We start from the raw sequence: 11,773 nt of genomic DNA, 5'->3' as shown, positions 1-11,773 counted from the left end.
ATAGCTTAGGCGTCCGCACTATACAACTTACTCTTATCGATGGAGTAGACCTCCAGCTCGGGGGCCATGGTCTCCAACGTGCTCATTACCCGGCCAGACATATCGCCATAGAGCGCGTAGTTGGAGCTGAACGCCACACCGCCATGCGCCTCGAACTGCTCGCGGATCTTGAAGTAGGGCCCGGCCATCTTGATGCCCATCGCCTTTGCCTCGGGGCTGCGCGACACCACGCATCCATCGTTGTTGGAAAGCACCACGATCGGGCGGCCACGCAGCTCAGGGCGAAACAGCCGCTCACAGCTGGCGTAGAAGTTGTTTACATCAACGAGCGCTATGGCCATCACGCTGTCTCAGATTGCCGATCACATGGGTAACTACCCCGAACAGCTCAAGGGAGAGGCTCAGGCTTGGATCGATCGGCGCAAAGGCCGGATTGGCCGCTAGCAATCGCAGCCTTGGCTTTAGCTGCAGCGTCTTGACCGTAAAGCCTCCATCGAGCAGGGCGATCACCACATCGCCATGGCGTGGGGTGAGGCTCTTGTCCACCACCAACAGGTCGCCGGGGAAGATCCCCACCCCGGTCATGCTCTCCCCCTCAGCTCGCAGATAGAAGGTGGCGGCAGGGTGCGTCACGCAGTGGGTGTTAAGGTCCAACTTCCCTTCCAGATAGTCGCTGGCTGGGCTGGGAAAGCCGCAAGAGGCGCGGTGTAAGAACAGCGGGATGGTCACCTCGGCGGGTGATGGGTCTGGGGTTAACAGCTTCATGGCAAAACACCTGTATTTATATACAGCCATTATAGCGCACCACCTTTGAACCAGCGCAAGTCCCGCATGCCACTGATGACGTACCATGGCGCCAACAAATAACAAAGAGGTCAGTATGAGTCACAATCTGTGTGCCCTACCGAAAGAGCAGCAAGAACGGGTCGAGGTCGAGAAGGCCGCCGCATATGCGGTATGGAAGGAGCGCAACGGTTACTTGGCCAGCGCAGAAAGCGAAGCAAGCCAGCATAAGGGTGAGCTGGGCAGCTACTTTCTTGAGCAAGTGGGTAAATACCAACGAGGTTAATTCTCTCAAGCTGGACTGATCGCGCCTCAGTGGACGATCTTGCCATCACGCATCCGCCTGAAAACACGACATGTTAAAAACCTCAGTATCGAGGCTGAGCGGCTGGCCCGGTATAGTCAATCGAGTTCACGTCAGAGGAGAGATGCAATGAGTCACCAACCCGGCTTTTGGCTAGCGACACGCCAGTGGTCGCTGGCCGCACTGCTGCTGAGCCTAACGCCGCAAGTCGTGTTTGCAGCCGACTGCACCTATCGAAAAGATGCATTGGGCCATACCCGCTATCAATGTGACGATGGCAAGCAGGGCACCTTACGTGAGGATGCGCTTGGCAACATCAAAGACTCGGGAACCGGAACGACCTGGCGTAAGGACGCGCTCGGCAATCTTAAGGGGAGCGATGGCACTACCTATCGGCAAGACACGCTGGGCAATATTCGCGGCAGCAATGCCAAAACCGGTGAACGGGTGACATGGCGTGAAGATGCACTTGGTCAGTTGCGTGCATCTGATGGCACCGTCTGTCGAACCAACGCGCTGGGGCAACTCAAATGCCGTGGCGAGAGCACACCGCCGGCCTTGCTGGAAGGCAAATGATGGCTTTTGCAGCAAACGATCTGCCTATCCGTCACTGATGTGATATCCACCATGGTTGCCACGGGGTCAAGTGGGTAAACTCGTTGGCAATCTCTGGCGTGCTCACCCGTATGGGTGCAAACAATCGCCTCTTTTCGTTTTCCATGCGCCCTTGGCGCAAACTGACTCTTATTGGAACCCTTTCCATGGCTATCAAGAAAAACGAACTCTACTCCTCCCTGTGGGCCAGTTGCGATGAACTGCGCGGCGGCATGGACGCCTCCCAGTACAAGGACTATGTGCTGACCCTGCTGTTTGTGAAGTACGTTTCCGACAAGGCCAAGGGCAACCCCTACGCCATGATTGAGGTGCCGCAAGGGGCCAGCTTTGACGACATGGTGGCGCTCAAGGGCGACAAGAATATCGGCGAGGCGATCAACCTCACCATCTCGGCGCTGGCCGAAGCCAATGATCTCAAAGGCGTGATCGACATCGCCGACTTCAACGATGAAGACAAGCTAGGCAAGGGCAAGGAGATGATCGACCGCCTGACCAAGCTGATCGGCATCTTCGAGGGGCTGGATCTCTCCGCCAACCGCACCGAGGGCGATGATCTGTTAGGCGATGCCTACGAATACCTGATGCGCCACTTCGCCACCGAATCGGGCAAGTCCAAGGGCCAGTTCTATACCCCGGCCGAGGTGTCGCGCATTCTGGCCAAGGTGATCGGCATCAGCCGCCAGACGCCGCAAGATGCCACCGTCTACGACCCTACCTGCGGCTCCGGCTCCTTGCTGCTCAAGGCCAGTGACGAGGCGGGACCCAAGGGGCTCACCATCTACGGTCAGGAGATGGATAACGCCACCAGCGCCTTGGCGCGCATGAACATGATCCTGCACGACAATCCGACCGCCAAGATCTGGAAGGGCAATACCCTGGCCGCGCCCCAGTGGAAGGAGGGCAACAACCAGCTCAAGAGCTTCGACTTTGCTGTCGCCAACCCGCCCTTCTCCAACAAGAACTGGACCAGCGGCCTGGATGCCGAGCACGATGAGTTTGGCCGCTTTGTCTGGGGCGTACCGCCGGAGAAAAATGGCGATTACGCCTTCTTGCTGCACATCATCAAGAGCCTCAACAGCCGTGGCAAGGGGGCGGTGATCCTGCCCCACGGCGTGCTGTTTCGTGGCAATGCCGAGGCGCGCATTCGCGAGAATCTGCTCAAACAAGGCTTTATCAAGGGCATTATCGGCCTGCCTGCCAACCTCTTCTACGGCACCGGCATTCCGGCCTGCATCATCGTCATCGACAAAGAGACGGCACACCAGCGCGCCATCCAGACCAGCGGCTACAGCAGCCAGAGCCTGTTTATGATCGATGCCAGCAAAGGCTTTATCAAAGATGGCAACAAGAACCGGCTGCGCGAGCAGGACATCCACAAGATCGTCGATACCTTTACCCGTGAGCAGCTGATCCCCCGTTACAGCCGCGCCGTGCCGCTGTCGGAGATCGCCGCCAACGACTACAACCTGAATATTCCGCGCTATATCGATGCCAGCGAGGCCGAGGATCTGCACGATCTGGCCGCCCACCTTAAAGGCGGCATTCCCAATCGCGATATCGATGCTCTGGGCGCTTACTGGCAGGTGTTCCCGACCCTGCGGGCCGATCTGTTTGCTCCGGCCCATGCGGGCTACAGTCATGGCCGGGTGGAGGCCGCCAAGGTCAAGGGCACCATACTGGCGCACCCCGAATTTGTCCGTTTTGCCTCTGCTTCGCTTGAACCCTTCTCACGCTGGTTTACCGAGTGCCATCTGGCGGAGATTGAGCCGGGTGAATCGCCCAAGGCATTGATCGAGGAGATCAGCGAATCGCTGCTCGCCGCCTATGCGCCGCTGCCGCTCATCGATAACTACGATATCTACCAACTGCTGCTGGACTACTGGCATGCCGTGATGCAGGACGATGTCTATGTGCTCTGCCAGGATGGCTGGGTGGCGGGCAAGGTGCTGCGCGAGCTTAAAGTCGACAAGGGCGAGAAGCTTAAAGAGACGCCGGATCTGGTGCTGGGCAAGAGCAAATACAAGGCCGAGCTGCTGCCTCCGGCCCTGCTGGTGGCCCGCTTCTTTAGCGATAAGCAGGCCGAAATCGACGCCTTGCAGGCCACCGCGGATGAGGTGAGTCAACATCTGGAGAGCTATCTGGAAGAGCAAGGGGGCGACGAGGGGCTGCTGAGTGACGCGGCCAACGACGCGGGCAAGATCAACGCCGCCAGCCTGAAGGCGCGGCTCAAGCAAGCCAGCGATGCCGACGAAAAATCGGCACTAAAAACCGCCATCAAGCTGTTCGAAGCCGAAAGCAGTGCCAAAAAGGCGGTAAAAGAAGCGCAAGAGGTGCTGGATCGGGCTGTGGTTGCCCGTTACCCCAAGCTTCTGGAGAGTGAGATCAAGCAACTGCTGGTGGAGGATAAGTGGCGCGCCAGCTTGCAGGCCGCCATCGAGGCGGAGATTGAGCGCATCACCCAGCAGCTGGCCAACCGCGTCAAGGAGTTGGAGGAGCGCTACCGCGCCACCCTGCCGCAACTGACTCAGCAGGTCGCCGCTCTGGAGGCCAAGGTGGCCGCGCATCTCAAAAGCATGGGGCTGGAGTGGGCATAATGGCAGAGCAGATGATGCAAGAGACAGCAGGCAAGGCGATCCCGGCAGGCTATCAGCAGACCGAGTTGGGGGTTATTCCGGAGGATTGGAGTGTATCCCCAATGTCATCATTAACGTGTTTGATGACCAATGGTTTTGTAGGGACAGCCAAAACGCATTATACAGAGGCCCATAATGGGGTTACATACATACAGGGTTATAATGTTGAAGAGAATGGCTTTAATTTTCATGGCATAAAAAAGGTTACTGAGGAATTCCATAGGAAAAATTCAAAGTCGTGCCTTAAGGCTGGCGATCTTTTAATGGTTCAAACTGGAGATGTCGGCCTTGTAACAGTTGTTCCTCCATGTTTGGAAGGATCGAATTGTCACGCCTTAATAATAAATAGGTTTAAGCCTGAATATGACTCGGCCTTTTTTTCCTATTTGTTTAACTCTCAGCAAGGACGCATGCGGTTAAAAGAGTTAGAAACTGGAACAACAATGAAGCATATCAATGTCGGTGACTTGCTGAATTTTGTTGTACCGTTTCCTAGTAAAAAACAAGAACAAACCGCCATTGCCAATGTGCTGTCGGATAGCGATGCGCTGATCGATGCACTGGCGCAGCTGATCGCCAAGAAGCAGGCCATCAAGAGCGCCACCATGCAGCAACTGCTGACCGGCCGCACCCGCTTGCCCGCCTTCGCCCTACGCCCCGATGGCACCCCGAAAGGTTATAAACCCAGCGAACTGGGAGATATTCCGGAGGATTGGGAGGTTCTGTCATTAGGAAGTTTTGGTCGAACGATTAGAGGTGTAAGTTACAATCCAAATCATGATCTTTTTCTTTATGACTCATCCGAGTCGATAAGACTGTTTCGTTCAAATAACATATTTGAGTCAAAAATTGAAAAGTCAGAATTGCAATATGTATCTAAATCACGAGTTGCAGATCATCAAGTAATCATGGTTGGCGACATTCTCATTTGCATGGCTAATGGTAGTAAAAGTCTGGTCGGGAAGTCGGCGTTTTATAGTATTGATGATGGTTACAAATACACCTTTGGGGCTTTTATGGGGGTTTATAGGGCTTCGGATAATGTGAATCGTCAGTATGTTCATTATCTCATGAATACCGAATGGTACCGAAGATATATTGATTTGGTCTTGGCAGGGTCTAGCATTAACAACCTTAAACCCAGTCATGTTGATCAAATCAGCTTTGCTTTTCCAGATATTAAGGAACAAACCGCCATCGCCACTATTTTATCCGATATGGATAACGAGCTGCAGGTGTTAACCCAGAAGCTGGAGAAGGCCCGCGCCCTGAAGCAAGGCATGATGCAGCAACTGCTGACCGGCAAAATTCGCCTGCCGCTGGCGGCGGGGGCATAGACGGGGCATGAGTGCAGCCCAGCCAGATGACCGCCTCTGCCGCGAGCCTGGCCACCGAGCCACCCAGGCCGGATTTGCTTGACTGTTGCGTGACTGGGGCGGTTGTTAATTGGCGCGATAGATGTTTATCTATCTGAAAAGAAAGAGATACTTTTATTGTGAGTTGCTTGATGGCGTGCACAGCGGCCACCCGCATACGAAAAGCGGGTGGGGTCATCGTTGGCGTGTTTATCAAGCGTTGGGTATCGCAGGAGCTAGCCACCCATGGCCTATGACTATAGCCAGAGCCTGAATCCGGAGAAGGCGCTGATATTCCGGATCGTGCATCGGGATAACCTGGAATGGATCCTGACCCATGGCCTGTGGGCGGGGAATGGTCAGCAGCAAAACTCGCACTGGGTGCATATCGGGTTGCCGGAGCTGATTGCCAAGCGCGCGCGCCATCCGGTGCCGCTGGCGCCTTACGGCGTATTGAATGACTATGTGCCCTTCTACTTCACGCCGTTTTCTCCCATGCTCAGCAATATTCACTCAGGGCGCGGTGTTCCCCAGCGTGAAAATGATGAAATCTTGATCCTGGTTTCCAGCCTGCATCGCATGGCTGAATTGGGGCTACCGTTTGTGTTTACCGATAGCCATGCCTATTACCAGTGGGCCAATTTCTATGTCGATCTTGGCGATCTGGGGCGGATTGACTGGCCACTGTTGCAGCGCCGTGACTTCAAGCGTGATGCGGAAGATTTGAGCAAGCTGGAACGCTATCAGGCCGAGGCCTTGATCCATCAACATTGCCCCATCGAGGCGTTGTTGGGCGTGGTGTGTTACAACGAAGAGATAAAGAACCGCGTGGAACAATGCATGAATCGGGTGGGGGTCTCGCGCCCCGTCTATGTCCGTGATGGGTGGTATTTCAGATGATTCGATATACAACAGGCAATCTGCTGGATGCTCCGGTGGAAGCGCTGGTGAATACCGTCAACACCGTCGGTGTCATGGGCAAGGGGATCGCCTTGATGTTCAAGGAGCGGTTCCCGGCCAATATGCGCGCCTATGCCGAGGCGTGCAAACAGGGTGATGTCGTCACCGGCAAGATGTTTATTACCCAGACGGGTGAGCTGCTGGGGCCGCGCTGGATCGTGAATTTTCCGACCAAACAGCACTGGCGCAATCCGGCACAGATGGCGTGGATCCAGGACGGTTTGCAGGATCTGCGGGCCTGGTTACAGGCGCAGCAGGTCTCTTCGATTGCCATTCCGCCGCTGGGGGCTGGCAACGGTGGTCTGCCTTGGCCAGAGGTCAAACAGGCGATTGAAACGGCACTGGGCGATCTGGATATCGATATCCTGCTCTATGAGCCCAGTAGCCAATACCAAAATGTGGCCAAGCGGGGCGGGGTGGCGGAGCTGACTCCGGCTCGGGCCCTGATTGCTGAACTGGTGCGTCGCTACTGGTTTTTAGGGATGGAGTGCAGCTTGCTGGAGATCCAGAAGCTGGCCTGGTTTCTGGCTCGGGTCATTGGCCGTAACCCGCTGGGGGATCCGCTGCAGTTGCAGTTTAAGGCCCATCGTTATGGCCCTTATGCCAACAATCTGACTCATCTGCTCAATGCGATGGACGGCAGTTATCTGCAGTCCGACAAGCGCATCCCGGATAGCAAGCCGTTTGATGTCATCTGGTTTAATGAGGCCAAAAAACAAGAGCTTGCCGTTTATCTCCATACCGAGGCCAAAGCATTTTTACCGATACTGGAGCAGACGACCGCGTTAATCGACGGTTTTGAGTCGCCCTATGGCATGGAGTTATTGGCCACGGTCGATTGGTTGATAGCCGAAGAGGGCTGTGCGCCGACGCTGAGCGCGCTGCGAGAGGGGTTGCAGCGCTGGCCAGCGGGAACCCCGTGGGGTGAGCGCAAGGCGCGGCTGTTTGATGATCGCAGTCTGCAGATCGCCTTGACCCGTTTGCAGCAGGGATTGGTGTAACGAAGTGGGTGTAACAAATAAGAGCGGCTGCGCGGTTGTCGCGGCGGCTTGAGAGAATAACAGGGATAGAGAGCATGATTTCAGTCGGCCAACGGGAGCGGGCAACCCAGAACCGCGTCATCAAGTTATTTCAAGCGGAGCTGGGCTATCGCTATCTGGGGGATTGGCATACACGGGAGAACAACCGGAATGTCGAGCCGGAACTGCTGACCGCCTGGCTGGCGGGGCGTGGTGTGGACGCGGCGCTTATCCCCAAGGTGCTAAGGCAACTGGATCGGGCGGCAAGCCTGGGCGAAGGGCGCATCCTCTATGACGCCAACAAGGAGGTCTATCGCCTGCTGCGTTATGGCGTGAAGGAAAAAGTAGGGGCAGGCGAGCAGAACCAAACCGTCTGGCTGATCGACTGGGCCAATCCGCAGGCCAACGACTTTGCCATTGCCGAAGAGGTGACGGTCAAAGGCGAGCATAAGAAACGGCCGGATCTGGTGCTCTATGTCAACGGCATTGCCCTTGGCGTCATTGAACTCAAGCGATCTACCGTCTCTGTCTCCGAAGGTATCCACCAGAACCTGGATAACCAGAAGAAGGATTTTATCCGCAACTTCTTCACCACCATGCAGCTGGTGATGGCGGGCAACGACACCCAAGGGGTGCGCTACGGCACTATCGAAACCCACGAGAAATACTATCTGGAGTGGAAAGAGCCAGCCGATCCAATCCATTCCGACCATGTCGATCTGCCGGGTGCCAATCTGCTGGACCAGCATCTGACGCAGTTGTGCAGTAAGGCGCGCTTTCTGGAGCTGATCCACGACTTTATCGTGTTTGATGCGGGCACCAAGAAAACCTGCCGCCATAACCAGTATTTCGGCATCCGTGCCGCCAAGGCTTATATCCGCCGCCGGGATGGCGGCATCATCTGGCACACCCAAGGCAGCGGCAAGAGCCTGACCATGGTCTGGCTGGCCAAGTGGATCCGAGAAAATGTGACCGACAGCCGGGTGCTCATCATCACCGACCGCACTGAACTCGATGAGCAGATCGAGAAGGTATTCAGTGGGGTGGAAGAGGAGATCCTGCGCACCAAGAGCGGTGCCGATCTGGTGACCCGTCTGCATGCCCATAACCCTTGGCTTATCTGCTCGCTGGTACACAAGTTCGGTCGCACGCCAGAAGGCGAGTCGGATGACGAAGATGATGGCAGCTCGGATGATTTTATTGCTGATATGCGCCGCAGTTTGCCCTCGGACTTCAGCCCCAAGGGGCAGCTGTTTGTGTTTGTCGATGAGTGCCACCGCACTCAGTCCGGCAAGCTGCATGGGGCTATGAAGAGCCTGTTGCCAGAGGCGCTGTTTATCGGTTTTACCGGCACACCGCTGATGAAGCAGGACAAAAAAAAGTCCATCGAGGTCTTTGGCCCCTACATTCACACCTACAAGTTCAACGAGGCGGTGAGTGATGGCGTGGTGCTGGATCTGCGCTACGAGGCGCGGGATATCGATCAGCGGGTCAAATCCCAGAAAAAAGTGGATGAGTGGTTCGATACCAAGACCAAGGATCTCTCGCGACTGGGCAAGCAGCAGCTTAAACAGAAGTGGGCCTCAATGCAGAAGCTGCTCTCCAGTCGTTCGCGGCTGGAGCAGATAGTGGCCGATATTCTGCTCGACTTCGAGCGCAAGCCCCGGCTGGCCGATGGTCGTGGCAATGCCATGCTGGTCTGCGCCAGCGTCTATCAAGCCTGCAAAAGTTACGAGATGTTCAGCCAGGCCGGTTTTGCTGGCAAGTGCGCCATCGTCACCAGTTACCAACCCAATGCCAGCGAGATCAAGGGCGAGGAGACGGGCGAGGGGCTGACGGAGAAGCTGGCCAAGTACAACATCTATCGCAAGATGCTGGCCGACTATTTCGAGCAGCCGGAGGATGAGGCGGCTAAGCGGGTCGAAGAGTTTGAAAAACTGGTCAAGCAGCGTTTTATCAAAGAGCCGGGCCAGATGCGTCTGCTCATTGTCGTGGATAAGCTGCTGACCGGTTTTGATGCCCCCTCTGCCACCTACCTCTATATCGACAAGAAGATGGCTGATCACAACCTGTTCCAAGCCATCTGTCGGGTGAATCGGCTGGATGGTGACGACAAGGAGTACGGCTACATCATCGATTACAAAGACCTGTTCAAGTCGCTGGAGAAGACGGTCAACGACTATACGGCCGAGGCCTTCGCGGGTTATGACAAGGAGGATGTGGCCGGGCTGCTCAAGGATCGACTGGCCCAGGCCAAAGAGGATCTGGATAACGCTCTGGAAGCCGTCCGTGCCTTGTGTGAGCCGGTGAAGGCGCCCAAGTCGCAACTCGATTATCAGCATTATTTCTGTTGTGAGCCGGGAGCCGATGAAGAGACCCTGAGCGAGAAAGAGGCATTGCGGCTGACCCTCTATCAGTTGGTGGCCAAGTTGCTCCGCGCCTTTACCAATCTGGCGGGTGAGCTGGAGGAGGCGGGTTACAGCGCCTCGCAGGCCGCCTCGATCAAGCAGGAGGTCGAACACTTCGCCAAGGTCCGGGATGAGATCAAGCTGGCCAGTGGTGATCTGGTGGATATGAAGCAGTTCGAGCCGGGCATGCGCCAGATGCTGGATCTGTGGGTGGATGCCGACCCCAGCGAGACGCTGATGGACTTTGAGGAGCTGGGGCTGCTGGAGCTCATTATCCAGCGCGGCCCCGAGGCGCTGGATGGGTTGCCCAAGGAGATGCGCGACAATCAGGAGTCGATGGCCGAGGCGATTGAAAACAACGTGCGCCGGACCATCGTCGATGAGAACCCGGTCAACCCCAAATACTACGAGAGGATGTCGGTGCTGCTCGATGAGCTGATCGATCTGCGCCGCCAGCAGGCCATCTCCTATCAGGAGTATCTGGAAAAGGTCCGCGAGCTGGCCAAGCAGGTGAAATATCCACAGAGCCATAGCCAGAGCGCCTACCCAGAGAGCATAGACACGGCAGCCAAACGGGCACTCTATGACAATCTGGGCAAGGATGAGCTGCTGGTGGCCAGGATTGATACCGCCGTGCGTTATACCAAGAAGGCCGATTGGTATGGCGATCGCTTCAAGGAGCGGGAGATCGCGTTTGCCATTGCCGAAGAAACCAAGGGATACGATGTGACCGTTGCCGAGGTGATGGAGCTGGTGAAAGCGCAGCAGGAGTACCACTGATGCCCCTGATCACCATTGGTGAGCTCACGCTGGAGTTGCAGCATAAGGGGATCAAGAACCTGCACATCAATGTGCTGCCCCCTGATGGTCGCGTGCGCGTCTCGGCCCCGGCGTCGCTGTCACAGACGGCCATCAGAATGGCCGTGGTCAGACGCTTGCCGTGGATCCGGCAGCAACAGGCCCACTTTCAGGCGCAGCCACGTCAGAGCGAGCGCCAGATGTGCAGCGGCGAGACGCACTACCTTTGGGGACGGGGCTATCGATTGGAGGTGATCCCGGTTGAGGGAGCGCACAGCGTCAAGCTACAAGGGGGGTGGATCCGGATGCGGGTTCCCGCTCATTATGACGCCGCGAAGCGAGAAGCCTTGCTACTGGGCTGGTATCGCCAATTGCTACGCCAGCGGCTGCCGATATTGATGGCCAAGTGGCAGGCCTTGCTCAACGTCACCCCTTCGTTTGTCGGTATCAAACGGATGAAGACCATGTGGGGGAGCTGCAAAACAGATACATCCCGCATCTGGATCAACCTCGAATTAGTCAAGAAGCCCCCTGAATGCCTGGAATTTATTGTGGTGCACGAGCTGGTTCACCTGTTAGAGCGCAAACATAACCAGCGATTTATCACACTGATGGATACCCATCTGCCCAACTGGCGCGAGCATCGCGAGAAGCTCAACAAGATGCCGCTGGCATTTAATCGGTGGGGGTATTAGGGAAGGTGCGAATAAGTACCCTATGTGCCAAAACTAAAAAGTTTAGCCATTTAATATCAATAATTTAGAATGGTGTGTTTTTGTGCCAAGTGACTTGTTAGCACCTTCCCTAATGCAAAAGAGGGCCTAAATAACTGATCCCAATAGTGCTACACCTTCGCTGTGCCATAGCCATTCCCCGGGAAAGGAGACACGGTATCCAT

At 55.9% G+C, this 11,773-nt stretch carries 9 protein-coding genes and 1 pseudogene; 8 read left to right on the top strand and 2 right to left on the bottom strand.

Annotated elements, in window-relative coordinates:
* Window positions 1-23: 23 nt before the first annotated feature.
* Both OKB87_RS17385 and umuD read right to left on the bottom strand, forming a co-directional pair.
* Window positions 24-341, bottom strand: a pseudogene (locus tag OKB87_RS17385) (Y-family DNA polymerase); the annotation flags it as partial.
* Entirely contained in the window at window positions 322-765 is a 444-nt protein-coding gene (umuD, locus tag OKB87_RS17380) for a translesion error-prone DNA polymerase V autoproteolytic subunit (protein ID WP_270828115.1), read from the bottom strand. The gene umuD and the pseudogene OKB87_RS17385, both read right to left, overlap by 20 nt.
* Before the next feature lie 115 nt (window positions 766-880).
* Here umuD and OKB87_RS17375 point away from each other — a divergent pair, with 115 nt between their 5' ends.
* The 8 genes from OKB87_RS17375 to OKB87_RS17340 all read left to right on the top strand — a co-directional run bounded on the left by OKB87_RS17375 (window position 881) and on the right by OKB87_RS17340 (window position 11,570).
* The gene (locus OKB87_RS17375; RefSeq protein ID WP_247625834.1) at window positions 881-1,069 is read left to right on the top strand and encodes a DUF3283 family protein; all 189 of its coding nucleotides are present in this window, start codon (window positions 881-883) and stop codon (window positions 1,067-1,069) included.
* A 147-nt stretch (window positions 1,070-1,216) separates the two neighbouring features.
* Complete coding sequence (locus OKB87_RS17370) at window positions 1,217-1,663, top strand: hypothetical protein (RefSeq protein WP_049636665.1); 447 nt, start codon at window positions 1,217-1,219, stop codon at window positions 1,661-1,663.
* Window positions 1,664-1,848: 185 nt separating this feature from the next.
* Window positions 1,849-4,296 carry a type I restriction-modification system subunit M gene (locus OKB87_RS17365; protein ID WP_270828114.1) on the top strand — a complete coding sequence of 816 codons (2,448 nt, stop codon included), beginning with the start codon at window positions 1,849-1,851 and terminating at the stop codon, window positions 4,294-4,296.
* The gene (locus OKB87_RS17360; RefSeq protein WP_270828113.1) at window positions 4,296-5,672 is read left to right on the top strand and encodes a restriction endonuclease subunit S; all 1,377 of its coding nucleotides are present in this window, start codon (window positions 4,296-4,298) and stop codon (window positions 5,670-5,672) included. The genes OKB87_RS17365 and OKB87_RS17360 overlap by 1 nt, the downstream gene beginning before the upstream one ends.
* A gap of 264 nt (window positions 5,673-5,936) precedes the next feature.
* Window positions 5,937-6,590 (top strand): type II toxin-antitoxin system toxin DNA ADP-ribosyl transferase DarT, encoded by a 654-nt coding sequence (darT, locus tag OKB87_RS17355; RefSeq protein WP_270828112.1) that lies wholly within the window; start codon window positions 5,937-5,939, stop codon window positions 6,588-6,590.
* Window positions 6,587-7,651, top strand: a complete 1,065-nt coding sequence (gene darG / locus OKB87_RS17350; RefSeq protein WP_270828110.1) for a type II toxin-antitoxin system antitoxin DNA ADP-ribosyl glycohydrolase DarG — start codon at window positions 6,587-6,589, stop codon at window positions 7,649-7,651. Before darT ends, darG begins: the two co-directional genes overlap by 4 nt.
* Window positions 7,652-7,725: 74 nt before the next feature.
* Complete coding sequence (locus tag OKB87_RS17345) at window positions 7,726-10,857, top strand: type I restriction endonuclease subunit R (protein ID WP_270828109.1); 3,132 nt, start codon at window positions 7,726-7,728, stop codon at window positions 10,855-10,857.
* Window positions 10,857-11,570 carry a M48 family metallopeptidase gene (locus OKB87_RS17340; RefSeq protein ID WP_005331303.1) on the top strand — a complete coding sequence of 238 codons (714 nt, stop codon included), beginning with the start codon at window positions 10,857-10,859 and terminating at the stop codon, window positions 11,568-11,570. The genes OKB87_RS17345 and OKB87_RS17340 overlap by 1 nt, the downstream gene beginning before the upstream one ends.
* The last annotated feature ends 203 nt before the right edge of the window (window positions 11,571-11,773 follow it).

This window comes from Aeromonas sp. Y318-1, assembly GCF_027706125.1.
In the GTDB taxonomy this organism is placed as follows: domain Bacteria; phylum Pseudomonadota; class Gammaproteobacteria; order Enterobacterales; family Aeromonadaceae; genus Aeromonas; species Aeromonas hydrophila.
This window is presented reverse-complemented; position numbering and strand designations above follow the sequence as displayed.